This window comes from Nocardia sp. CA-119907 (assembly GCF_050955995.1).
Lineage (GTDB): Bacteria > Actinomycetota > Actinomycetes > Mycobacteriales > Mycobacteriaceae > Nocardia.
In genome coordinates this window covers 4,229,938-4,254,650 of record NZ_CP192091.1, presented here as the reverse complement: position 1 = coordinate 4,254,650, position 24,713 = coordinate 4,229,938, and the positions used below count along the sequence as shown (strand labels likewise).

At 66.0% G+C, this 24,713-nt stretch carries 21 protein-coding genes; 11 read left to right on the top strand and 10 right to left on the bottom strand.

The features are described from left to right. The first annotated feature begins 39 nt into the window (after window positions 1-39). From ACQP2D_RS18565 to ACQP2D_RS18555, 3 genes are read left to right on the top strand one after another with little or no spacing between them, the layout of a single operon-like run. On the top strand, window positions 40-1,335 hold the full coding sequence (locus tag ACQP2D_RS18565; protein WP_433684940.1) for an NtaA/DmoA family FMN-dependent monooxygenase: 1,296 nt from the start codon (window positions 40-42) through the stop codon (window positions 1,333-1,335). A 38-nt stretch (window positions 1,336-1,373) separates the two neighbouring features. Next, a complete protein-coding gene (locus ACQP2D_RS18560; protein WP_433684939.1) occupies window positions 1,374-1,592 on the top strand; it encodes an SDR family NAD(P)-dependent oxidoreductase in 219 nt (72 codons plus the stop codon). 18 nt (window positions 1,593-1,610) lie between these two features. Further along, window positions 1,611-2,078 carry a cupin domain-containing protein gene (locus ACQP2D_RS18555; protein WP_433684938.1) on the top strand — a complete coding sequence of 156 codons (468 nt, stop codon included), beginning with the start codon at window positions 1,611-1,613 and terminating at the stop codon, window positions 2,076-2,078. A gap of 31 nt (window positions 2,079-2,109) precedes the next feature. Here the strand turns inward: ACQP2D_RS18555 and ACQP2D_RS18550 are convergent, their stop codons facing one another. Both ACQP2D_RS18550 and ACQP2D_RS18545 read right to left on the bottom strand, forming a co-directional pair. Then, window positions 2,110-3,471 (bottom strand): NtaA/DmoA family FMN-dependent monooxygenase, encoded by a 1,362-nt coding sequence (locus tag ACQP2D_RS18550; RefSeq protein WP_433684937.1) that lies wholly within the window; start codon window positions 3,469-3,471, stop codon window positions 2,110-2,112. 11 nt (window positions 3,472-3,482) lie between these two features. Then, window positions 3,483-4,724, bottom strand: coding sequence for an LLM class flavin-dependent oxidoreductase (locus ACQP2D_RS18545; protein ID WP_433684936.1), 1,242 nt, complete (start codon window positions 4,722-4,724; stop codon window positions 3,483-3,485). Window positions 4,725-5,041: 317 nt separating this feature from the next. Here ACQP2D_RS18545 and ACQP2D_RS18540 point away from each other — a divergent pair, with 317 nt between their 5' ends. Together ACQP2D_RS18540 and ACQP2D_RS18535 are read left to right on the top strand one after the other, a co-directional pair. After that, entirely contained in the window at window positions 5,042-5,812 is a 771-nt protein-coding gene (locus ACQP2D_RS18540) for a GNAT family N-acetyltransferase (protein WP_433684935.1), read from the top strand. A gap of 13 nt (window positions 5,813-5,825) precedes the next feature. Further along, on the top strand, window positions 5,826-6,905 hold the full coding sequence (locus ACQP2D_RS18535) for an LLM class flavin-dependent oxidoreductase (protein ID WP_433684934.1): 1,080 nt from the start codon (window positions 5,826-5,828) through the stop codon (window positions 6,903-6,905). Window positions 6,906-6,972: 67 nt separating this feature from the next. On the opposite strand, the gene ACQP2D_RS18530 is transcribed toward ACQP2D_RS18535, so the two are convergent. Then, window positions 6,973-8,373, bottom strand: a complete 1,401-nt coding sequence (locus tag ACQP2D_RS18530; protein WP_433684933.1) for a lipase family protein — start codon at window positions 8,371-8,373, stop codon at window positions 6,973-6,975. A 202-nt stretch (window positions 8,374-8,575) separates the two neighbouring features. On the opposite strand from ACQP2D_RS18530, the gene ACQP2D_RS18525 reads away from it, so the two are divergent. Then, window positions 8,576-9,214: a TetR/AcrR family transcriptional regulator gene (locus ACQP2D_RS18525; RefSeq protein WP_433684931.1), complete on the top strand. Its 639-nt coding sequence runs from the start codon at window positions 8,576-8,578 to the stop codon at window positions 9,212-9,214. 7 nt (window positions 9,215-9,221) lie between these two features. On the opposite strand, the gene ACQP2D_RS18520 is transcribed toward ACQP2D_RS18525, so the two are convergent. Next, the gene (locus ACQP2D_RS18520; RefSeq protein ID WP_433684930.1) at window positions 9,222-10,592 is read right to left on the bottom strand and encodes an ABC1 kinase family protein; all 1,371 of its coding nucleotides are present in this window, start codon (window positions 10,590-10,592) and stop codon (window positions 9,222-9,224) included. 351 nt (window positions 10,593-10,943) lie between these two features. On the opposite strand from ACQP2D_RS18520, the gene ACQP2D_RS18515 reads away from it, so the two are divergent. Beyond that, window positions 10,944-12,161, top strand: a complete 1,218-nt coding sequence (locus tag ACQP2D_RS18515; protein ID WP_433684928.1) for a PucR family transcriptional regulator — start codon at window positions 10,944-10,946, stop codon at window positions 12,159-12,161. Between the two features lie 14 nt (window positions 12,162-12,175). On the opposite strand, the gene ACQP2D_RS18510 is transcribed toward ACQP2D_RS18515, so the two are convergent. Genes ACQP2D_RS18510 through ACQP2D_RS18490 form a run of 5 tightly spaced genes read right to left on the bottom strand, consistent with a single transcriptional unit; the run spans window position 12,176 to window position 16,849 of the window. Next, on the bottom strand, window positions 12,176-12,754 hold the full coding sequence (locus ACQP2D_RS18510) for a YbhB/YbcL family Raf kinase inhibitor-like protein (RefSeq protein ID WP_433684927.1): 579 nt from the start codon (window positions 12,752-12,754) through the stop codon (window positions 12,176-12,178). After that, window positions 12,751-13,296 (bottom strand): 3-isopropylmalate dehydratase, encoded by a 546-nt coding sequence (locus ACQP2D_RS18505; RefSeq protein ID WP_433685696.1) that lies wholly within the window; start codon window positions 13,294-13,296, stop codon window positions 12,751-12,753. The genes ACQP2D_RS18510 and ACQP2D_RS18505 overlap by 4 nt, the downstream gene beginning before the upstream one ends. 8 nt (window positions 13,297-13,304) lie before the next feature. Next, on the bottom strand, window positions 13,305-14,552 hold the full coding sequence (locus ACQP2D_RS18500; RefSeq protein ID WP_433684926.1) for an aconitase/3-isopropylmalate dehydratase large subunit family protein: 1,248 nt from the start codon (window positions 14,550-14,552) through the stop codon (window positions 13,305-13,307). A gap of 6 nt (window positions 14,553-14,558) precedes the next feature. Continuing rightward, entirely contained in the window at window positions 14,559-15,428 is an 870-nt protein-coding gene (locus ACQP2D_RS18495) for an isocitrate lyase/PEP mutase family protein (RefSeq protein WP_433684925.1), read from the bottom strand. Continuing rightward, the gene (locus tag ACQP2D_RS18490) at window positions 15,425-16,849 is read right to left on the bottom strand and encodes an MmgE/PrpD family protein (protein WP_433684924.1); all 1,425 of its coding nucleotides are present in this window, start codon (window positions 16,847-16,849) and stop codon (window positions 15,425-15,427) included. Before ACQP2D_RS18490 ends, ACQP2D_RS18495 begins: the two co-directional genes overlap by 4 nt. Before the next feature lie 184 nt (window positions 16,850-17,033). On the opposite strand from ACQP2D_RS18490, the gene ACQP2D_RS18485 reads away from it, so the two are divergent. The 4 genes from ACQP2D_RS18485 (at window position 17,034) to ACQP2D_RS18470 (ending at window position 23,728) form a co-directional block, all read left to right on the top strand. Further along, entirely contained in the window at window positions 17,034-18,077 is a 1,044-nt protein-coding gene (locus ACQP2D_RS18485; RefSeq protein ID WP_433684923.1) for an Lrp/AsnC family transcriptional regulator, read from the top strand. Window positions 18,078-18,442: 365 nt separating this feature from the next. Continuing rightward, window positions 18,443-19,726 (top strand): hypothetical protein, encoded by a 1,284-nt coding sequence (locus ACQP2D_RS18480; protein WP_433684921.1) that lies wholly within the window; start codon window positions 18,443-18,445, stop codon window positions 19,724-19,726. Window positions 19,727-19,739: 13 nt separating this feature from the next. Beyond that, on the top strand, window positions 19,740-20,345 hold the full coding sequence (locus ACQP2D_RS18475) for a hypothetical protein (protein ID WP_433684920.1): 606 nt from the start codon (window positions 19,740-19,742) through the stop codon (window positions 20,343-20,345). A gap of 218 nt (window positions 20,346-20,563) precedes the next feature. Further along, complete coding sequence (locus tag ACQP2D_RS18470; protein ID WP_433684919.1) at window positions 20,564-23,728, top strand: multicopper oxidase domain-containing protein; 3,165 nt, start codon at window positions 20,564-20,566, stop codon at window positions 23,726-23,728. A gap of 5 nt (window positions 23,729-23,733) precedes the next feature. Here the strand turns inward: ACQP2D_RS18470 and ACQP2D_RS18465 are convergent, their stop codons facing one another. Further along, window positions 23,734-24,705: an antibiotic biosynthesis monooxygenase gene (locus ACQP2D_RS18465; RefSeq protein WP_433684918.1), complete on the bottom strand. Its 972-nt coding sequence runs from the start codon at window positions 24,703-24,705 to the stop codon at window positions 23,734-23,736. Window positions 24,706-24,713 lie beyond the last annotated feature (8 nt).

The following is a 24,713-nucleotide window of genomic DNA, read 5'->3' as shown; positions in this document are numbered from 1 at the left end:
TCCTGTTCGGCGGGCGGACAATACGGTTTGCTTCGGTAAATGAGTTCTGCACGACGTCGGCCGTTGAAGACGGTCACCGGAGTCAGCGGCGCGGTGAGCGTGTATGCGGCCGCCATCGACGCGAAGGAATCGACGGTGGCCTCCGCCATCGAGATCGCGAAGATCGCCGAGGCCGATAAGTTCGACGCATTGTTCGCCGCCGATCTGCTCAGCTTCGGTGCGCAGGGCGCGATCGGCGCACAAGAGCCGTTGATATTCCTGTCCGCGTTGAGCGCGGTGACCACACACGTCGGCCTGATCGCCACGGTGACCAGCACCTTTCATCATCCCTTCAACCTCGCCCGGCTGTTCGGAACCCTCGACCATGTGAGCAACGGCCGCGCCGCCTGGAACGTCGTGACCTCGTCGGTGGGTGAGGAGAATTACGGCGACCAGGACCTGCCGAGTCCGGAGGATCGGTATGCGCGTGCGACCGAATCGCTCGAGGTCGTCAACGCGCTGTTCGACAGTTGGGAGCCGGGGGCACTGACCCCCGACGGGCACGGTGGCGCGATCCTCGACGCGACCAAGGTGCGCCCGATCGAGCATGCGGGACAGTACTTCACGGTGCGGGGCCCGCTCAATATTCCGCCGTTGCCGCAGCGGCGCCCGGTCCAGTTCCAGGCGGGTCAATCGGCAGGGGGCATCGAGCTCGGCGCCCGCTTCGCCGAGGTGGTCTTCACCTCGCTGCCAACACTCGAGGACGCGGTCACCTACACGAAGACGGTCCGCGCCCGCGCGACAGAGCTCGGCCGCGCACCCGGATTGCCGCTGATCATGAGCTCACTGCACGCGACTTACGGAGCGACCGAGGAGCAGGCTCGCCAGCTCGTGCGCGAGGCAGCCGAAGCGACCGACTTCGACGCGGGCCGAATCCGCCTGGCCGATATGTTGGGCGGCGGCGTCGACCTGTCCGAACTACCGCTGGACCAACCGATACCGCAAACCCTACTGCCGGAGCTGAATTCGGTGAACCGCCGCCGGGGCCGCGTGGAGATCTTCACGAAACTCGCGGCATCGGGCCGCACACTGCGTGAGCTCATCATCGCGTCCAAGGACACCGGCCACTGGGCCGCCGCCGGAACTCCGGAACAACTGGCCGATGCCATCGAAGAGCGCTACCGCGCGGGCGTCCTCGACGTCATCTCACTGGGCGGACTGGCCGAACCCCGAACCCGCGACTTCGTCACCAACGGACTCCTGCCCGAACTACGCCGCCGCGGCATCGTCGGCAGCGACTACATCGGCGACACATTCCGCGACAATCTCGAACTCCCCCCACTACCCGCCCGCTGACCGCGGCGGTATGTCGGTGACCGCCGCGGTGCACTGTTATGGGATCGACGCCATCAACTATGGAGGCACACATGCCGGTCGCGATCGTCACCGGCAGCTCGCGCGGCATCGGCCGCGCCATCGTCGAACGGCTCGGTGCGGCCGGAGCGAGCGTCGTCGTCAGCTACCACTCGGGTCCCCCGCGACCGAACAGGTCGTGGCCAGAGTCCAACCCTGGCCGGAGTAGCCTGACGATAACCGCCCAATTCCACGATTGACGCCGAAAGGCCGATCCGATGAATGACAGCACACCGGACTGGCGGCTAGAAGGTGTACGGGTCGTCCCCGGCGACCGCCTCGACCCCAACACCGCGCAGACGCCCGGCATGTATCGCGAGGCCGCGATCAGCAATGCCATGGTGGGCGCCCAGAAGATCTGGGCGGGGACCGTGCGGATCGAACCCGGCGCCAAGACCGGTGCGCACCACCACGGCCCGCTGGAGAGCGTGATCTACGTGGTCGCCGGGCGCGCCCGCATGCGCTGGGGTGACCGGCTCGAGTTCATGGCCGAAGCGGGTCCCGGTGACTTCATCTACGTCCCACCGTTCGTACCGCATCAGGAACTCAATGCCGACGACGATGCGCCCCTGAGCTGCGTGGTGATCCGCAGCGATCAGGAGCCGATCGTCATAAATCTGGACATCCCCATAGCGGAGAATCCCGAATCGGTCCCGTGGATCGACCCGCACCACCCCGCTCGATAGACGTCCGAATTGTCAAGTCCCGCAACGGGACTCACGCACCGGCTGAAACCGCCGACCGCACCTTCGGGAGACCGAGGTTGTCGCGCAACGTGGTTCCGGTGTACTCGGCGCGCAGCGCGCCGCGGTCCTGTAGCAGCGGCACCACCTTGTCGACGAATTCATCGAGGCCCCAAGGGACCAGGTGCGAGCCGAGGATGAAACCGTCGGAGCCGTCGTTCTGGACGAAATTATCGATCTGCTCGGCGACCTGGGCGGGCGTCCCGACCAGGGGGCCGCGCTCGAACTGGTCGATCACCACCTCGCGCAGAGTGAGCTTCTTGGCCTCGGCGACCTGGCGCAGGCGCTCGACCGTGGCGAAGCGGTCCTGGTGTACGAAGGCGCGCCCCTGGATGATCGGTGCCGCGTCGGGGTCCGGATCAATATCCGGTACCGGGCCCTCCGGGTCATAGCCCGACAGGTCGCGGTTCCAGATCTGCTCCAGCAGAATCAGCGCGGTCTGCCCCGTGACCTGCTCATTGCGGATCGCGTGGAATTTCTCGATCGCCTCGGCCGCGGTCTCACCGAGCACGAAACTCGCCGACGGCAGGATCTTGATGTCCTCGGCCGCCCGTCCGGCCGCGACCGCGCGCGCCTTGATATCGCGGTAGAAGTCCGCGGCCTCGGGCAGCTTGCCGTACGGGGAGAAGATGGCATCGGCGTTGGCGGCGGCGAATGCGCGGCCCTGCGGTGAGACACCGGCCTGCAGGATCACCGGCCGACCCTGCGGGCTGCGCGGCACGGTGAACCGTCCGGAGATGTCGAATTGGTTGCCGTGGAAGGCGAATGCCCCGGCATCCGGGCGGGCCAGGAACCGGCCGGAATCCTTGTCGGCGACCAGATCGGCCGCATCCCAGGAATCCCACAGAGCGCGAACGGCATTCAGTGTCTCCTCGGCCCGTACATAGCGGTCGGCCGGATCGAGGTATCCGCCGCGGCGGAAGTTCTGGCCGGTAAAGGCGTCGAAGGAGGTCACCACATTCCAGGCGGCGCGACCATCGGATAGGTGATCCAGGCTCGCCAGTTGTCGGGCCAGCTCGTAGGGCTCGTTGAAGGTGGCGTTGATCGTGCCCGCGAGCCCGAGATGTTCGGTGACCGCGGCGATCGAGGCCAGCACGGTGAAGGTGTCCGGGCGGCCGATAATGTCCTGGTCGAAGATCTTGCCCGCGCGCTCGCGCAGGATGAGCCCTTCGGCGAGGAAGAAGAAGTCGAATTTGCCGCGCTCGGCAGTGCGCGCGGTGTGTTCGAAACTGCTGAAATCGATCTGGCTGCCCGCCTCGGGATGCCACCAGGAGGTGTGATGGTTGACGCCGCCGAGGTAGGCGCCCAGGATGACCTGCTTATGTGGAGTGCTCACGGTGACCTCTCTCAGGCAGTCGCGTAACGGTTGGGAACGTCGGTGGGCAAACCGAGCAGGGCGCGCAGCGAACCGTCCGGATAGCCGGTGCGGAACAAACCGCGGCGCTGCAGTTCGGGGACGAGCCGGTCGGCGATGGCGGCGAGGTCATCGACCGCGACACCGGGCCGCAACCGGAACCCGTCGATCCCGTGGCCACTCCATTCGATGAGCAGTTCGGTGAGTTCATCGGCGCTGCCGGCGAAAATCGCCGCATCCGAGGTGAATTCGGCAGCCCGGTTCAATCGCGCCAGGCGCTGTGGACCGGTCGCGTCATCGGTATCGAGGAAGACGGCGATGTCGGCATAGACCCGCAGCGGTTCGCCACCGCGATCCACCCGTGCCGCAGCGGCGGAGACCTGCTCGACAACCGGTCTGGGGCCGGCCGTGCGCGTCGGGGTGATGAAGACCAGATCCGCACCGCGGGCCGCGAATTCGTAGATCAGCGGGCCGTGTGCCAGCGCCGCCACCACCGGCTGCCCCTGCGGCGGGCGCGGTGTGATGGACGGTCCGCGGACGCTGAAGAAGCGGCCCTGGAAGTCGATGTAGTGCAGTTTGTCGCGATCGATGAAGCGGCGGGCGGCCGCATCGCGGATCTCGGCGTCGTCCTCCCAGCTGTCCCACAGTCGCCGCACCACCTCGACGGCGTCGGCGGCCTCATCGAACAGATCGTGCACTTCGCTGGGGAAGGTGCCCGACGCGACCGCTTCGGCCAACTCGGCGGCGGTAATGTCGCGCAGTTCCCGGCGTCCGAAATGTGCTGCCTCACCGGGGGTTGCGGACACCCGGACCTGCCAGCCCGCGCGGCCCCGCGAGGTGTAGTCGAGCGTGGCGATCGACTTGGAGACGTGGAACGGTTCGGTGTGGGTGGTCGTCACCGTTGGAATGAGCCCGATGTGCTGGGTCACCGGAGCGACCCGGGCGGCGATGAGGTTCGCGTCGATCCTGGCCCGGACCCGGTCGATGGTGTCGTCGGCAGGTGCGTGGCGGTCCCCCGGAATCGCCTGGCTGTCCTCGATGCTGACGAAATCGAGCAGGCCGCGCTGTGCGGTGGTGACCAGATCCGTCCAGTACCTTGCGCTGAACAGTTCGGTGGGCCGGGAATTCGGCTCCCGCCACGCGGCCGGATGCCAACCCGCTCCATCGAGCGCGACGCCGAGATGTAATTGTTCCGGTGCCATCGTCTCCCGTTTCTGTGCCTGCGCGAATGTCATGTCCTGCAACGCGCGAAGCCGGTGCGAGCCTCGTTCGAGCGTTGCGGTGCCGGTACTGCGGTGGTTCACCGATCTGTCGGCCGCGCTGCCCGTTGGCTCCCATACCTGGTGGCCAGGTGGGGGTCGTCGCGGCACGATCCCGCCCCGGCAGGCGTGCTGTCAACGATTGAGATCAGCTCGAGCGCTGGGAAATACCCGGTGGGCGAGCGGAATTGAAGGCCGCCACCGGATATGAATTGCGGTGAGCGCAACCGGTGCCAGCGGTCGTGTGCGTCGCTAACGTTCTCCGGTCGGATCCTGATGCGGAGGAGTGCGCGATGACCACCGAGTCGACCATCGACATCGATACCTCACTGCACCCGCTCGACGACCCGGTGCGGGCGTCGCTGCGTGGCGAGCACCGCAGGTTCGCGAGTTGGGTGGGCCGCGTCGGCCGCTACGACCCGGAGGTCGCCAGATTCTTCGGTCATCCGCCGGTATTCGACGATCAGGACTGGGCCGATCTGGCCACCCTGCTCGGACCTGGCGGCAGCACCGCACTGCGCGGCTACGGCCACGTGCCGCCGGCCGACTGGACGGTGCTGGACGAATTCGGCTCAGTGCAAATGGACGGCACCGCCCTGCGCGTCGCCCATGACCCGGAACTCGACGTACTCACCGCGGCGGATGTGCCCGAAATCCTCGACCTGATCGCCCGCACCGAACCCGGCCCATACGCGCCGCGGACCATTGAAATGGGTACCTACCTGGGCCTGCGAGTGGACGGCAGGCTGGTGGCGATGGCAGGCGAACGCCTGCATCCGCCGGGCTGGACCGAGATCAGCGCCGTCTGCACCGATGCCGAATTCCGGGGCCGCGGCTTCGCCGCGCGCCTGATCCGCGCGGTCGGCGCCGGCATCCGCGCCCGCGGCGAGACGCCATTCCTGCACGCCGTCGCCCACAACGCGACCGCGATCAGTTTGTACGAAACGCTCGGCTTCACCCTGCGCAAACGCTCGCCGCTGACGATCGTGCAGGCGCCAGCACTCAGCAGCCCGACTCCGACACCGAACCAGCCGTCGAATCGTCAAGACGCCGTACACCACTGAACAGGAATCATCCGTGAGTCTCGAATTCCTTTGGTACATCCCCAATCAGGTCACGCCCGGACACCGCGGCGAACCCGTCACGGCCGACCACAACAGCTTGGCAACCCTGCACGCCCAGGCACGGGCGCTCGAGGACCACGGCTGGAAGGGGGCGCTGATCGGCACCGGTTGGGGGCGCCCGGACACGATCACCGTCGCCACCGCACTGGCCGCCGGGACGACCACCTTCGAGCCACTCATCGCGATCCGGCCGGGCTACTGGCGCCCGGCCAACTTCGCCTCGGCCGCAGCGACACTCGATCATCTCTCCGGTGGCCGGGTCCGCGTCAATATCGTGTCCGGGAAGGACAACCTCGGCGCATACGGCGAAACCGAAAGCGACCAGCCCGACCGCTACGCCCGCACCAAGGAGTTCCTACAGCTCATCCGCAAGTTGTGGACCGAGGAGAACGTCACCTACCGCGGTGAGCACTACCAGGTCACCGAATCCACTCTGGAGCCACGGATCACCCCACGCGGCGACCGGCGGCACCCGACGCTCTACTTCGGCGGCGCATCCGAGGCCGCGGAACGAGTCGCGGCGACCGAGGCCGATGTGCAGCTGTTCTGGGGTGAGCCCCTCGAGGGGGTGCGGGAGCGTATCGAGCGCTTGCGGTCACTGAGCGAGGAACTCGGCCGTGAGCATGCACCCCTGGAGTTCGGCCTGCGGATCACCACATTCGTCCGGGACACCACCGAGCAGGCCTGGGCCGAGGCAGAGGCGAAGGTCGCGGAGATGGCGAAGAACGCGGGTGTGTCGCCACAGAACCCGCACGGCCGTACCGCCGTTGGACAGCAGCGACTGCTCGACCTGGCCGCCCGCGGTGACGTGCTCGACGACAATCTCTACACCGCACCGGGCCGGTTCGGTAGTGGCGGCGCGGCCACCACCTGGCTCGTCGGCTCCCCGGCGGACGTCGCCGCGTCGCTGCGCAAATACCGCGACCTCGGCATCACCCACTTCGTCCTTTCCGACACCCCGTACTTACGGGAGATCGAGCGTCAGGGCAGCCAACTGCTGCCGCTACTACAAGAAGTCGGCGCGAACACCTAGCGCCCGTTAGGTAACCCCACGCGCCCGCCAGTTCGGGAGGCCGCCACTGATCGACGCCGAATTTCGCTCAGGAACCCCCGCGGCATTCGTTCGGGGCGGGTTCGCCGCGCAGTCGTCCGTCGAGCCAGCCGATCTCGCCGGGGAAGCCGGTGAACAGGGCGATGATGTGCTCGCCGGGCTCGGTGCGGTGCACCGCGGGGACACCGCGGGCGCATTGGTCGCGGTAGAGGTCGTAGCCGTTCTCGAAGGGGATCCAGAAGTCGTTGGCGGCGTGGTAAATGTAAAGCGGGCCAGCGGATTTCCGGTTGGTCAGGGTGGTCCGCGCAAAGATCGCATCGGCGACATCGCTATTCAGCGGGTCGGCGATATCGGCCGCGGCCTCGATCGGGACGCCGACGACGCCGAGCGGGCCGTTGCTGTCACCACAGGTGTCCTTGATCGGCGAGGTCGCCACCCACTGCGCCAGGTGATTCATATGCCCGAGAATCTCCGGGTATTCCCGGCCCATTGCCAGCGCGACGACCAACAGAATGCCGGAGGCGGAGCTTCCATTGAAGCGGTGTGCGACCATTCGATAGTCGGTCACCAGTCCGCCCATGGTCGCGCCGGCCACCACACCGGCCAGTTCCGGCGCATACTCGTCGAGCAGCATCGCGGCCGCATACGATGCGATCGCACCGCCGGAGTACCCGCCGACCGCGAAACGGCTGCCGCCGAACTCCGCTGGCAATGTATTGCGCACCGCCCGAATGGCATCGAGCACCACATGCCCGGCGACCTTCGGTTCCGCATAGGCCATCCACGGACCTTCGTGATCGGGGATGAGCACCGCATAGCCACGGCTGACCGCCCACGCGGTGGTCGGCGGGAACAGATCACCCGCATTGAATTTGCTGTGCAGCCCGTGCGCCATCGCATAGCTCGGCGTGCAGCTGAGCCCGAGCGAATTGATCGGCAACGCATTGACCAGCACCGGCCGCTCCCCCGGACCGGTCCAGGCGGCAGCGGGAATCACCAAAGTCGCGGTACCGAAGGACGGCCTGCCCGTGGCGTCCGTCGTCCGGAATTTCAGCAGCACGGCCCGGTTGATCGGCACCACCACCAGCGGCGCGGAAGTCGCTGTCACATCACGCCATTCGACGATATCGCCAGGGGCGAGCGAGTCGAGACCACTCGGCCAATCGTCGAAGATCCGATCCCCCGACGGCGCGGACCGCACCGCTTGCCATAACGCGGCCAGTTCGGCGGGCAACACGCGCGCCGGCGGTGCTGGCGCGGGCGCGAGCGCTGGGGCCGGAATGTTGGCATCGATCCACTGCTGCAGCTCGGACGGCAGCGAACCAGCAGGCTGTGTCGGCGGTTGCGGATGTACGGAAGTACCGGGATCCGCGGATGCGGGCACCGGGCCGACCAACAGTGAGCAGCCCACCATGGCCGCAACGACAAGAACCGCTCGGAGTTTCGACATTTCGATCTGCTCCTCCGGAATTCGAGGCCGCCCCCTGAGCGGCCAGACTATGTCGCACCGGAACCGCGCTGAGCGCGGTTCCGAACTTCTCACAATCGAGGCTGTCTTCGGTGTGGCTCCAGCACAAAGCCGAAACCCACGGGCACGCAGGCGATAAGATGAGCGAGGCTCAGTTATTGTAACCGCACGTAGGAGGGGCCCGATGGCACCGAAGGCTGTCGGTCAGCGGCGCCGTCCGTCACAGGAGCGGGCGAAGGCAACCCGCGAGCACATTCTCGACACGGCGGCGCGGTTGTTCGGGGAGCGCGGTATCGCCGATACCTCGACCAATCGGATCGCGGCCGAGGCGGGGGTGAGCATCGGGACGCTCTACCGATACTTCTCCGATCGCGGTGTCATCGTCGAGGAACTGCTCGAGCGGTTGCTCGCGGATGTCGAACGGAGCTTCACGCAGCGGGTATTCGACCTCGCGGACAAGTCGGCGCACCGGCTGGTCGCCGACATCCTGGAGGTGATCTGCGAGGAACTGGTCGCCAACGCGCAATTGGTGCGGGCACTGGTGGCCGGAGTGCAGTTCTACAACAGCGGTATCCCGGAATTCGAACCGCGCCTGCGTCTGCTGGTCAAGGTGCTGTTGATCCAATTACTCGGTCCGGGTGACGATCACGAGTACGACGTGATGACATTCGTGCTGATCAATACGGGCTTCGCGGCGGTACTACGGGCAGCTGCCCTGGAGGTCGACAGTCATCAACGCAAAGAGGCGATCGATATGACCGCGCGCATGATGGGCGCATGGTTCGATGCCGAGTTCAAAAACCGCATGAAGAATGCGTCATGACTCGGCGTCATCGGCCGCCGCGCCATCGTGCGGTCGCCCGCCCGATTTCGGTTACCGGAGGCTCGTGGTAGAGCCACTCCCGTGCGATGCGATGCCAATTGTTGGTCGTCCGCAGCTGACCGAGTGCGGCGAAGGTGAACAGGTCCGCACGCCGCGAAAAGACGTGCTCCGGCGGCAGTGATTGGTGCCGCATACCGCGGAACTCGGCGGCTCGCGGGTCGACGGCGAAAATCACTGCGCCGGTGGCGAGCTCGGGGGTGATCGTGATCTGCTCATCGAGCAGATGCCAGCCGGCCGCCGCCCACACGTATTCCAGGCATTCCTGCGCGGCGACACCCGCGGTGGGGTCGATGATGCCGCGTCCGACCCAGGATTCGTACAGGTCATCGGCTCGGTATTCCCCGGCGGCGAGCAGGCACATGCGCTCGAAGTCGACATGCACCGGGTCCATTCGGTGGTAGAGCCCGAAATCCACGAAACCGAGCCGACCGTCCGCCGCGAGCAATATGTTGCCCGGATGCGGATCACCGCAGAATTCATAGTCGGTGAACAGCGAGCTGACGTAAAAGCGGTAGATCAGCTCACCGATCCGATCACGTTCCACCTCGGGCAGGGCCTGGATCTGTTGGAAAGATTCGCCGTCGACGAACTCCGTCACCAGCACATTGCGTGCGCAGTGCGCCTCGACGCTGTCCGGGACCGTGATGAAGGGATGGTCGCAGTAGCGCGCGGCGACCCGATGCTGGGTCCCGGCCTCGTGTAAATAGTCGAGTTCATTGCCGAGATTCCGGGCGATCTCATCCAATACGGCGCCATCGGCCGCACTCGGCAGGATCGACTTCCACAGCTTGCTGAACAACGCCAGATTGCGCATATCCGCCGCGACGGCCTCGTCCACGCCGGGATATTTCACCTTGACCGCCACCGCGCGACCGTCATGCAGTCTCGCCCGATAAACCTGACCGATCGACGCCGCGGCAATGGCCGTCTCGTCGAAATCGGCGAAGACCCGCGCCATCGGCCCGAGATCGTCCTCGATCACCTTCCGCATCGCCGCGAACGAGACTTCCGGTGCGCGATCCCGCAATTCGGCGAGCTTCACCCGGAACAATTCACGATGCGATTCCGGCACGAGATCCAGATCGAGCACCGACAACATCTGCCCGAGCTTCATTGCGGCGCCCTTCATACCGCCGAGCACCGTGACAAGTTGCTGCGCGGTCTGTAAGGCGGACCGTTCGGCGAGAATCTGGCGGGCTTCTTCGGTTCTGCCGACCATCGACAACCGAGCGCCCATCCCGCGCACGGCCTGTCCCGCGGCCAGCCGACCCAGCCTGCTCCCCCGCGCCAGACGGCCTTTGGGTACTCGACCGGCCACGATTCGCACCTCCATGGGGCTTGCGCGGCGGATGCCGCGCGTCACGATACCTACCCCGCATGCGCGCGGGTCAAGAGGCGAGCCCGATCGGGCGCCAGCCCTGCGGGCTCACCGACACCCGCTTCGTCGACCCATCGGATCCACAAAAACTGAGCACCGGTATTCAGAAACCGTTGCCCAGACCTCTTCGGCCGCTGCGGCTTCCGTCATCACAGCAGGTCAACGCAAGATCACCCGGAGAGTGAACCGAGCCGTGAAGCAGAGTGGAAGGTGAGCGCTCGACCACTTTAGAGTTCGATAACCCCATCGGAGTGCGGCCCGACCGCGTGACCGGGCGAAGGAGAGTCGACGATGACCGCCAACGAAACACTGCCCAGGGGACTCACCGTCTCCGGCAAACCGATGTCAACGCCGCTGCAGGACGTGCGCACGGTGTCTCGGCAACTGGTCGGACATTTCGTCGACAATGTGACCCCCTGCGCCACCCTGCCCGGCGATATCATCGCCGGCGATGTCACCACCGTCACCGGCGTCTGTCTCGAAGTGGCCGTCAGCATGCTCGACGGAGCCGATATCCCGGCCAAGACCGACCGGCTGGCCGAGGCCGCCGCCGGATGGGCCCGCGAAGGCGTGCCGATCGACACGATCCTGCATTCCATCCATGAGGGCTTCAAGATCGGTATGGACCTGGTCTTCTCCGATGCGACAGCGACCGACTACGAAAGTCTCGTCGACGGCGCCAAACTCGTCGTGGAAATGCTCGACACCATGAGCGCCACCGTCGCGCGCGCCTACATCCGCGAATACAAGGCCGTCGTCAGTGAACACCACACCGCCGTCCACACCCTGACCTCCGCCCTGCTCGGTGGCCACCCCAGCTCCACCATGGCCCGCGAATGCGGCATCACCATCGCCGAAACATATTCCGTACTGGCCCTTGCCATTCCGGCGCATGCCGATGAAGCACATCCGCTGGTGGACGGCAAGGTCGTCGCGCGCCGCAAACTGCGCCGCCTGCAGGCCGAACTCGCCCTCCGCTGTGGCGACACCGCCCTGTCGCTGCTGTCGGTGGACGGCGGCACCCTGCTCATTCCCACCGACACCCGCGCCGACGCCGATCTCGACGAACTGCTCGCCGCGTTGTCCAACGCCGCCCGCGTGCCGATCACCGCGACCGTGGTCACCGCGGCACCGGATCGGGTTCCCACCGCCGTCGACCAGGCCCACGAATTGCTGGACATGGTGCAACGCCTCGACGTCATCCCGGGTCTGTACCGATTCACCGAAATGGCACTCGAGTACCAACTCACCCGCCCCGGCCCGGGCCGCGAAACCCTCGGCGCCCTACTCGATCCCGTCGACGAACACCCCGAACTCTTGGAAACGCTCCAGATCCATATCAGCAATAACCTGAACCGCCAGCGCACCGCGCGTCGGCTGCACATCCACACGAACACCGTCGACTACCGGCTCAAACGCATCGGCGCCCTCACCGGCCTCGACCCCACCGCCAACTCCGGCCTCTGGTACCTGCGATCCGCCCTGATCGCCCGAACCTTTCGCCAGTAGGTTGCCCGCACAGATCAGCCGCGTTCGTACGTCCCGGTCAGCTTGCCCCGTGCGAGGACGTGTCCATCGATCGCGGACAGCGTGCTCGTTCGGGTCGCGTCGGTGCCGAGTCCGCTGGGTCGGTCGAGCGCGAACATCTGGAAGACGTAGCGGTGTGGACCATGGCCGGGGATCGGTCGCGGCCCGGCATAGCCACGGCGTTCGAACGCACCGACTCCGATCCGCATCGTCGCACCACCGGCGGTGGAAGTCGCTGCGGCCGAATCGATCCCGAGCGCACCTTCGGGAATGCCCATCGCGTGTGGGCCGATGCCGGTGACCAGTCCGTGCACGATCGGCCGCAGCAACGGGACATCCGGGTCTTCGATAATGAGGACCAACTCGACTGCGGAGGCCGGGATGTCCGACCATTGCAGTGGTGGTGAGATATTGTCTCCCACACCTTTTCCCGCGTAGCGGCGCGGTATGGCGGCGTTGTCCCCGAACGCGTCACTGGTCAGCGTAATGGTTTCCGGTGCGCCGTCGGTGGCCGAGTGGTACCAGGCAATGCTTCCGAATCCCGCGCGCACGGGGCGCAGCAGACGGCCGATCATGCGCCTGATCCGCTGTCGACGGGGATCGCACCGGATCGCAGGACATCGCGCAGTTCGATGGGCAGAAACCCCTGTTCGACCAGGCGGGCGAGAACACCACCGCTGGTGAGGATTTCCAGGATCAGCGGTGGTAGGGGCGCGGTATGTCCGGTCGCACCGGTGGTCTCGTTGCGGTATTCGCCGGTGGTGATGTCGAAGCTGCCCCGATCGCCATCGTCGAACACGTCGGTCACCCCGGGCGCGGTGAGTGCGGGCAGGCCCGCATTGACGGCATTGCGGAAGAACAGCGAGTTGAAGTCCTCGGCGATGAGTGCGGCGACGCCGAGGTGGCGAAATAGTGCCGCGACGGGACGCGACGATCCAACGCCAAAGTTCTTACCCGCGATCACGATGTCGCCGGGCTCGACGAGATCGGTCCAGCCGGACCGGATTTGGTAGAAGACATGCTTCGCGGCTTCGGAGATGTCGAGTTTCATGGCGAAGCCCGGATACATGGCGTCGGTATCAATGGATTCGCCGAAGACCCAGACCCGACCGGTAATGGTGGTATTCATGCGGTGACGCTCCGTGGATCGGTGATATATCCGGTGATGGCCGAGGCGGCAACCGTTGCCGGGGCGGCCATATAGATCTCGGCTTCGCTGCTGCCCATGCGGCCGCTGAAATTGCGGGTGCTCGAGGTCAGGCACACTTCGCCGGGACCGACCACACCCATGTGGTAGCCGAAGCAGGCGCCGCAGGTGGAATTGGTGACGACGCCACCGGCATCGGCGATGTCCTGTAGGTAGCCCAGTCGCATCGCGTCCCGGTAAACCGTCTGCGAGGCGGGCGTGACAAGTAACCGCACGCCGGGGGCGACGGTTCTGCCGCGCAGGATCTCGGCGGCGATGCGCAGATCGTCGAGCTGACCATTGGCGCAGGAGCCGATGAATGCCTGGTCTATCCTTCGTGTTTCGATCCTCGACACCGGTAATCCGTTGTGGCTGACGGTGCCCGGCCGGGCGATATAGGGCTCGAGGGCGGATAGGTCGACGGTGCGGACATCGAGGTAGCTGGCATCGGGGTCGGCGTCGGCGGGTTGGTAATCGTGGACGCCGCGGTCTCCGAGGAAGTCGCGGAGCAGTTCGTCTACACCGAAGGTGGCGAAGTCGGCCGATATTTCGGCGGCCTGGGTGGCGATGGTTCGCCGGTCGTGGAGGGGCACGCTCGACAGGCCGGGGCCGCCGAATTCGAGGTTCTGGTTGGTGGCGTCGCCGTAGGTGTCGGCGATGTAGAGGAATACGTCTTTGCCGCTGATTTCTTTCGGCAGCACGCCGTCGAGTTCGTACCGGACGGTGGGTGCCACCTGGAACCAGGTGGTGCCGGTGCACAGAATGGAGTAGAGCTCGGCAGGTCCGAGGCCCCGTGCGGCGGTGTTGTAGGCCCCGCCCGCGCACGTGTGCGAATCCGTGCACGCCAGCACCTCGCCCGGTCTGGCCAGTCCGTTTTCCGCGATCACCTGGTGGCAGATGCCGTGTCGGCCGACATCGAAGAACTTCTCGATACCGAAGTCGGAGACGAACTTTCGTGCCTTCGACCCGCCCTCGGCGTCTTTGAGCGTCGGGGCGGGGACCGCGTGGTCCATGATCACCGCGACCTTGTCCGGATCATGGATGCGGCCGGGTGGGATCCACAGCGTCGCGAATTGCAGATCGATCATGACGCACATGTCGACATCGACGGTGACGATATCGCCAGGCGCGACCCGTGCTCCCCCCGCTTTGCGGGCGAGCAGATTCTCGATCATGGTCATACCCATGGGTTTTCACACTCCTTCGGTGCGGTAGCGCTCGCCGAGTTCCGACCATTCGGCCAGGCCGACGAGATCGAAGAACTCGGCGGGCTTCGATGGCAGCAGCGGCGCGGGGTCCCGTCCGGCGAGTTCGGCGAGACCGGTCAGCATGGCGTAGGCGGCCGCGCCGAGTGGCAACGACGGATGGATGGCGATCGCGTACCCGAGGTCGCGCAGGCGTGCGGTGGATTCGATCGGGGTCAAGCCGCCGATGACGAGGTTGATCAGCAACGGCGCCTCGACGTCTCGGGCAATGCGCTCGATCTCCTCGACCCCTTGTGGAGCCTCGACGAACAGAATGTCGGCACCGGCGTCGGCGTAGGTATTGGCGCGCTCGATCGCGGCGTCGATGCCGAGCGGACCGCGCGCGTCGGTGCGCGCGATCACCATGAAATCGGGGTCGGTGCGGGCATCGAGAGCGGCGGTGAGTTTGGTGACGAACTCGTCGGTGGCGATCAGTTCCTTATCCGGCAGGTGCCCGCATCTCTTGGGAAAGGCCTGATCCTCCAACTGGATCGCGGCAACACCGGCCGCCTCGTACTCCCGCACGGTACGCACGACATTGAGCGGGGCACCGTATCCGGTGTCGGCATCGGCGATCAGTGGGATATCGCCGAGCGTGCGCACCAGCATCCGGGCACGTTCGACCATCTCGGTCTGGGTCAGCAACCCGATATCGGGCAGTCCGAATCCGGAAGCCGCAACACCCGCGCCGGTCAGGTAGGCGGCGGCAAATCCGATCCGGCACACCAGAGATGCGGAAAGGCCGTCGAAAACTCCCGGGGCGATAACGACGTCGTCAGCGGCAATGGCAGCCCGCAGGCGGGTCTGCGCGGCGGTCATCGGTTGCCGTCCAGGGCGCCTTCGACCGGCGCGGCAAGAAGATCGGCCAGTTCGCGGATGTCGGTGAGTTGGTCGAGGTTCAGTACCGCCCGCTGGATCGCGTCCAATCGCGAGGGCGCCACCAACGGGCCGACGAGGGCGCGGTACTTGGCGATGACGTCGTCGTCGGTGACCGGATCGTCGGGACCGCCGTGTGGTTGCACGATCCGCTTCTCCAGGACTGTGCCGTCGGTGAGGGTGATCGACAGCTCTGTCGCGAAACGCTCGCGCATCGGCCCGTTCTGGATGTTCTCGTCCAGCTTTACCTCGACCTTGTCGAGAAGGTCCCATACGTCGTCGGCGTCCAGACGCGCATCGGTGAATTGCGGCGGTAGGACCTGACCGTCGAGCAGGGCCACCGCGGCGGCGTAACCCAGATTCATTTGCGCGCCGATCGCGGTCAATGGACGCTCCGGCTGCCACCACCCGTGGTGATACACAGTGTGACCGACGCGAATCTCGATGTGCGAGACGGTTTTCGGATCGATGCCGTATTCGGCGCGCAGCTCGAGCGCGGCCTGGATGGTGCCATGCAGGCCGCCCTGGGCGGCGTAGGACTTGACCATGACGAATTCGGTATGCCAGCCCGCGCCGAGTCCCGCGATCACCTGTGTCGGGTCGGGATCGTGTCCCTCACCGAAGACGGCGAGGTAGCCGCCGTACGGGCGGTCGAAGACCTGCTTGATTCCGGTGTAACCGCCTGCGGCCAACCCGGCGGCGTAGTAACCGTTGCGAGCGGCGAATCCGTGCTGCATCCGCTTGGACATCGCTTCGTACTGGGCGGCCATCAGGCCCGCCGATTGGGTGCCCGCCATACCGAGTGCGTCCTCCAACTGTCCGGCCCCCAGGCCACGCAATTTGCCGGCGACCATCGCCGCGGTATGGGTGCCGAAGACCGGCCCGCTGTGCCAGCCCCGCGACAGCATCTGCGCGCCGTGCAGGGCCAGACCGACGCGTGGACCGATTTCGAATCCGGCGATCGCGGCCACCAGGGCCGCCGCGCCCGACGCGCCATCAACGTGCTGTGCGGTCGCCAATAGCACCGGCAGGATCAGCGCATTGTTGTGCAGCGGCGCGAGCGGATGGAAGTCGTCGAGTTCGAAGCCCTGGATGAAAGTGCTGTTGAGCAGCACAGCAGCAGGTCCGTCCGTGGTCTCGCCGGTACCGATGACCATCGCGTCCCCGGTCCCTTCCAGGGCGAGAACCGACCGGCGGGCAATACGCGACCACGGCAACTGGGCACCGACCAGACCGCAGGCCACGCCGTCGAGCAGTAGGTGTTGGGCGCGGACCTGAACCCGCTCGGGAATCGCGTCGAGCGTCAGTTGCTCGACCCAGTTCGCCAACGCGACCGTGACACCTGAAGTAGTCGATTCGCTCATGCGCCCAGTGAACGGCAAACACCACTTTCAGCTCCGAAACTGAAGGAAAACTCAACGGGATGTGCGAGGCTGCTCATGAAATACCCACCCACCACGCCGATAGTGTGGGTAATCAACACATCTCGGGACCGATGTGGTGTCCTCGATCCCGCCTCGGCCTCTCGACACCGGAGCGGAGCGTGTGGTGACCGCGGAACGACCGACACAGCGCGGCGTCGATGAGGTCGATGTGATGCTGCTGGATGCCCTGCACGTCAATCCGAGGGTCAGTTTCGAGCGGCTCGGGCCGGCACTGGGGATCTCGCCGGTCACCGCGGCCCGCCGCTGGCAGCGGCTGAGCGAATCGGGCCGCGCGTGGGTCTCATCGGTACCCGGACCACAGGTGGCGCTGACCGCGGCGGTGTACGAGGTGCGAGCACAACCGGGCCGCATTCTCGACCTCGCGCACGCGTTGGCGGTCGTTCCCCAAGTCGTCAGCGTGTACGCCACCGACGGCGCCTTCGACCTGCACACGCTGGTGCTCGCCGAAACCACTCAGGCCCTGAGCACGCTCCTGCTCGAGCAACTTCCGCGCATACCCGGCATAGCGAGAGCACAGTCCCACATCGGCATGGAGTGGTACAGCGGGATCCATTGGCGACTGGGCGCGATGGATACCGACCAGCAACAGTCGGTTGCAGAGCCCGATGACAATCGCCGACGCAGCAACCGCAACCGCACCCTCGAGCCCGAAGACCGCGACCTCTTCCTCGCCCTGCAGCGTGACGGTCGCGCCCGATTCCGCGACCTCGCACGCGAACTCGATACCTCCGAACATCTGGTGCGCCGGCGACTCGATTCGCTGGTCCGTCGCGGAATGCTGGGATTCCGAACCGATTTCACGCGTGGCGAGGGCGGCTGGCCGACCGAGTTCGTGCTCTGGTTGTCGGTACCACACCACCAACTGGTCGCCGCTGGCGCCGAGATCGCCGGATGGCCGCAGACCCGCATCTGCCTTTCCGCCGTCGGGTCCGCCAACCTGATGCTGATGGCACAGGTCCATCAGGTCGGCGGCCTGACCGATGTCCTCGAACGCATACGGCGCACCCTGCCCGACGCCGTCGTCGTCGACCAGCGGCTCGTACTGCGGGCATACAAATCCTGGGGCCGACTGCTCGACAGCGCGGGCCATGCCATCGGGGTGGTGCCGGTCGATCCCTGGGCGTCGGTCAGTGGGTCGACATCCTGACGTAGAGCTCTGCGGTCGCGCGGCGAATCGTCTCCGGCAGAGCGCGGGCGGCAGTATGCCCGGTCCGCGCGCCATGCGAAACACCTTGCGGTAGGCCGGGTCTGCGACTGATCAAGTTGCAACAGCACAAGCATCAACCACAGGCTCGGCGAATCGTTACCAATGCTCAGGATTTGCCTGTCATCCCCCGCGTCCCACCACCGCGCAACCTCGTCCCTTCGGCCGCGCATTTCACCGACGGTCCGTCGACAAACCCGCCCCTGCTTGCTCGATGGTATCCAGAGGTGTTGTCGCACAAGGGATCTTGACGTGCCCTGCGCAAATCTGCTTCGCTGAAAAGCAGACAACATCGTATGGGGGTCGAGATGTCTTCTCGCGTATCGCGTTTCACTCACCAAAGTCTCGTCGCCATCACGCTGTTGATCGGCCTCGTCATGCTGCTGGTGGCACCGTCACCGTGGGCAGGGGCGGATCCGGTCGATTGCGATGCACTGGTCGCGCAGATCCAGGCGCATAACCAAGCCGCCGATATCCACAATGCGAATCCACCGAATGCGAACGACGAGGCGGCGGTCGCGGCGTACAACGCCGAGGCCGAACGCGGTAATGCCGAAGCGGCGCAACTGAATGCGCAGGCCGAGCAGTGTCGCGCACAGGGGCACGACGAACCGGACGTCGGGGGCGCACCGACGCCCAACACCCCGACAACCCCCACCCAGCCATCCCCGTCGCCGTCTCCGGCGCCGAACCCAGCGGTCGCGATTCCGGCGCCGCCGACGCCCGCACCGGGCCGCGGCGCACCCGCCGCCACCGCCTCGCCGGCGGCACCGGCCCAGCCGGTTCTCGCTGCGCCGCAGGCGCTCCCGGTGCGCCCGAGCGCGGTGCTCGCGACCCCGAGCATCCAGCCCGGCACCGCCTACAACCTCGCCGCCGCGTCCGGCGCACGGCTCGGTGCGCCGTCGCCGCTACCCGGTAGCGTGGCCACCAATCCCCGCTTCTCCCCCGCCCCCGCCGAACCGATGCAGGCCCCAGGATTGAATACCCCCGCAGGACAACCTGGCATGACCGCCACGCAGCAGGAGTTCTTCGCCACCGCACCGCGACTGCTCGATCTGACCAAAGCCGCGCCCACTCCCTCGAATTCGGGCAATGGGCAAATCTATCGGCTGCCCGATCTCGACGGCAGCGGCACCGTCAGCAATAGCGGTCCCGCGCTCTATGTGGGGCCGGGCAGCACCCGCGCGGTCGCGGGTCCGCTCGACCCACTCGGCCGACCGACCGGCTCCTACGGATATCTCGACGCGGCCGGAGCCGTCAGCACCAGCGGCGGCGCGCCGACGATCAATGTGCCCGGCGCGGGTGTTCCCTATCAGCGAGGTCACCTGTGGCCCAACCGATACGGCGGTCCCGGCAATATTCCGCAGTTCCTCGCACCCGAACTCGGTGCGACCAATGTGGGCGCGATGCGCGTCTATGAGCGCTACCTCGGGCAGGTCGTCACGGGCGTCGACGATATTCCCCCGCAGAACGTCACCTATCTCAAGATCCCGATCTATATCGACGAAAAGGTCGTGCCTGACTACTATCTGCTCCAGGCATGGGGCGATCTGGGATGGAACCTACCGCCGACCTACGTGGAGAACTTCTAACCGCGAGGACCGAATGACCGCACTCGATGACCTCAAAGCCCTGCTGCCCCCACCCCTCGGCTACGGCCGCGACTACGACTGGGCCGGAGTGGCACAGCGGCTGGGCGTGACCGCCCTGCCGGAAGACTTCAAAGAACTGTTCGCCGCCTACGGCGATGTCCGGTTCTGCAATGCCATGCGCCTGTTCCGGCCCAGCGACAATGAGTACGTAGACTTGGCCGCGGTCACCCTTGCGGCACGAGAACCACTGGCCAGCGACGAATTCGGGGAGCCACCCGGATCGGTCCCCGACGGAGTTTCGCTGAATCCTGGCACGCTGATCCAGTGGGGCGCCTCTTTCGGCGGCGACTACTGTCTATGGGACGCCAGCAACCCCGACCCCGCCAAGTGGACACTGGTATTCACCGATATCGACAAACTCTTCTGGGGCTTCTACAACGGCACCGTCACCAGCTTCCTCAGCGACTGGCTACACGGCCGATTCGCACCAATTCCGATGTGGCGACTCGACAGCATACTTCCGCAGGGCACACCGCCGTTCTGCGAAATCTACGACCCCACCGACCCATCCGACACCGCCGTGTTCGAACGAATCGACGCCACACACACCATCGGATAACCACGCCACCCGAAACGCGACTCGACCGCAGTCCACAGGCCGCATTATCGGCCGGTCGCGGCACCTTGACTGAACCGAACGCATCACCAGGTGTCCTCGCCGCCGACCGGTCGGTATCAGATCGGTGAGTTCCCGAACCCCGGTCCTGTTCCTGAGTAGTCTTTGGATCGTCGATCGATGCTCTGGAACCCAGTCGCCGTCGTGGAGCGGGAACCCACATGGTCACCCATCGCAGGAATCCAATTGTCGCGGTCGTGGCGGTCGCCGCGTCGATCACTCTGGTGATCGCGGCATGCACGTCCGATCGGTCCGCACCATCGGGCGGTGGCAATGCCGGCCACGATGCCGCCCCGGTCGCCTATCGGGAGCCGGTCGAGCTCGCAAGCAAGGACGGCGTGCTCGAGGTGCGACTGTCGGCGCAGCAGGGCACCGTTGCCCTCGACACGGTCGCGAAACCGGTTTCGAACTTCCTGGTCTTCGGTTATGAACTCATCAGGGGAACCGCCTCGGATGGATCGACCAAGGGCGACAACGGCTATCCGGCCCCGACACTGCACGTCGATCCGGGCGAGCGTTTGATCGTGCACTTCGACAACGATCTGCGCGATCTGACGATCAGGGACTATTACAACCCCGCTTTCACTCCGGCCGGTGGGGATGTGCCGATCTACCCGCCCGCCCTCACCTCCTCGCCGCTGAACCTGCACACCCACGGGCTGCACGTGAGCCCCGGCGGGAACGCCGACAACGTCCTGCTCGATATCCCGTCGGGCAAGGGCAATGTCTACGACTTCGCGGTGCCGAAGAGCATGCCGAACGGCCTGTACTGGTACCACAGCCATCGCCACACGGTCACGGCTCAGCAGACCTACAAGGGACTGGCGGGTCTACTCGAAATCGGTCGACCCGACGGCAAGCTGCCGCTGGTCACGCGCAACAACATTCCGATCCGCACCATGGCGTTGCAGTACAACTTCGTCTTCGACCGCAAGGGCACCGGCCACCAGTTGAACGATCCGAACTGGCCGCAATATGTGAGCACGCTGCGGCCACCGGAGGGGGCACAGCTCGCCGACGGCACGTACCGGCCGAGTCTGGCCCCGGTGAACTTCGCGCAGACAACCATCGGCTCCCGGTATGTCACCAACTGGCACACCGGGCCGCTATCGCCCGCCAACCATCGTGGGCAGAACCAGTTCGTGCCGAGCAACCTGCAGAGCTTCACCAGCGATCCGACGACCCAACCGCCCGTCGCGATCCCGGCCGACCCAAGCCTGCCGGACAACCAGCGTGACGTGCAGTTCACGATCAATGGGCAGTTCCAGCCCGCCCTGCGGCTGAAGTCGGGCCAGACCGAGATCTGGGTGCTGGCCAATATCAGCGACTTCGCCTACATGCCGGTCACGCTGACCGAGACGGCGACGGGCAACCATCCGAAATTCGCGATCGTCGGCCAGGACGGCGTTCCCTTCCCCGAGGTCCACCTCCCGGTCGACGGCGACGGCACCCGGCTGGTCATCCCGCCCGCGTCGCGGTACGCGATCGCGGTGACGATGCCGAAGACCGGCGATCTCGTCCTCGAAATGCCCCCCATGCCAGGGGCCCGCCCGGTGACCAATCCCGGTGTGCTCTATACGAATAACGGCACCGATAACCCTCCCGCCGTCCTGGGTACGGCCACCGTGGACCCCGCGGTCATCAGCTACGAGGACGGCTTCTTCACCTTCCCCACCCAAAAGCTGCTCCAGGTGCGGCCCGACAAGGGCACCGGACAGACCACACCGTTCGTGCCCGGCCAGCAGCTCGACGCGTACACGTCTTTCACGGACACCTCGGTCAGCACGCCCGATGTGCGCCGAACGCTCACCGTCACAGGCGGATTCGGCAATGACAAGGCCAGCAGCAGCGATCCCAAGGCGTTCACCTACGAGTTCGACGACAACACCTTCCCGAATATCCCGCTGCTGCAGCCGCGACTCGAATCGGTCGAGGAGTGGCTGATCACGAATCTGAACAATGACGAGCACCCGATGCACATCCACGTGAACGATATGCAGGTGATGGCAATCGTCGATCCGGTGGCGAATTCCAGGACCGGCGTACAGATGTGGGGCGAGGACAACGTCAATGTGCCCGCGCCCGTGACCGACGAGTCCGAGAATCCGCTCGTGCCCGCCTCGGTGGCATTGCGCATGAGGTTCACCGAGTACACCGGCACCTTCGTGATCCACTGCCATCGCCTCAATCACGAAGACAACGGCCTGATGGCGCTCGTCAATGTGATTCCCGCGGTATCGACCTATGCGGTGGCGATCGCGGGTTCGACGGGCAGGCCCGCGACCGTGCGGGTCTACGACGGCAATGGCGACCGGCCGGTCGCGACGGTCACGCCGTTCCCGTCATTCGAGGGCACACCGACGGTTGCCATGGCCGATGTCAACGGCGACGGTGTGCTCGACCTCGTGGCCGGAACCGGTGCGGGAGTGGCCTCGGAAGTGGTGGCGTACAACGGTGCTGGCGTCGCACCCTTCAGCGCCGAACTGGCTCGGTTCGCGCCGTTCGGGCCCGACTTCCGTGGCGGGGTCGATGTCGCGGGGGCCGGTATCGATGGCAATGCGTCGGCCGACAACATCATCGTCGGCTCGGGTCCCGGCATCGAATCCCAGGTGAAGATCTTCTCCTCGACCCTGCCCGGTGAGCGGGGCAAGGCACCCGAGCAGTATTCGAGCTTCATGCCGTATCCCGGATCGACGACCGGCGTCACCGTCGCGGCCGGGCTCGTCGACACCGCCTCGGGCCGGGCCAGCATTGTGACGGCCCCGGGGCCGGGAGACGCCCCGCGGGTGAAGACCTTCCGCTATGACCTGTACACCCCGACCGCCGCCGCACAAGGCACACCGGACGCCGGTCATTCCGCCGAACCGATGATGACCTCGGAATTCCTGGCCTTCGACGAGAGCTACCGGAACGGTGTCTCACTCTCGACGGGATGGGTGGCCGGTGCCGAGGGCGGCGCGCAGAGCATTATCACCGGCATGCTCGGCGGCGCGGGCGCGGTGCGCGTGTGGTCGAGCGGATCGCGGCTCGACGGACAGCCGGTGATGTACACCGACAGCCCGAACCACCATGCGAGCCCCATCGCGTTCCGCGAGATCACCTCGTTCGCCCCGTTCGCCGACGGACCTGCTGGCGTCGGAGTGCAGGTGGGAACCACCAGCACGACCTCCGGTGCGGAGCTACTCGTCAGTGGGCAGGCGGGCGCTGGGACCGAGGTCCGAAAGTTCGGACTCGGCCGCGCCGAACCACAGGCCACCACCCTGACACCGACACTGATGAGCACGGTTCCCGCACCGACCGGACCCGCTCCGCTCGGCGGCCGATAGCAGGGTCAGGGCAGTGTCCAGAGCTGGGTCGTCACCACGTAGAAGATGACGACCCACACCAGCATGAGGGCGGCGACGACGGCGATGCCCTCGCGGTTCGTCTTACCGGCGGGAGCATCCGGGGGCGGCCACAGCCAGCGCCGCAGCAGCCGGTTCACGTAGTGGGGCATCGTCAAGAAACTCATCACGAAGCTGGACAACAGATTCCCGATGAGCAACCCCAGCCAGAGGGGCATGTGCAACGGTGACAATGCGAGGGTGAGCAGCACGACCGTCGGGTAGAGGCCGACCCACACCGCGACGGCGGTCTTGGTATCGGATGGGGCGGGAGTGTCGTGCCCGTTCTCGTCGAAGGCGAACCAGCTGCCGAAGGAGTTCTCGATGGTGCGCAATTCGAAGTCGCTGAACTTCTCGCCCTCGGCGAGCAGCTCCTGGCGCCGCTTCGAGGTGAGCCAGGTGGCCAGATTCGCGGCGGTATCGAAGCGGTAGAGTGCGGTCCACTCGTCCTGCACCCCCTCGATGGGACGGAAGAGTTCGGTGCCGCGGAAGCCTTCGAATTTCGCCTCCTCTTGGCTCAGATGTGCTTGCCATGCAAGGAAATCCGCGACGCTGTCGGGCGTAACGCGATGGGTCACGACGACCGTCACGAGGGGATCGACGGGCCGCGCGCCGCCGCTGATGACCTGCTGGGTGGCGGGACCGTCGAAATATTGCCGGCCGCGGTCCAGGAATTGCTGACGGGTGGCGCTGTTTATCCAGTCCTGTAGATGACCGACCGAGTCGAAACGGTAGACCACGATCCACTCCCGCTGCACCGCGGTGGGAGCGGCGATCTCCGCGCCGAGGAATCCGATATGCCCCGAGGCCGCCGCGTTCAGCTCCTCCTGCCAGATCTTGAACGCTTTCTCGAAACCCGGGCGCACGCGCTGGCCGATAATGACCGTCGCCGCACTGTCGGTACCTTTCCCGGCGTCCATCGCGCTCT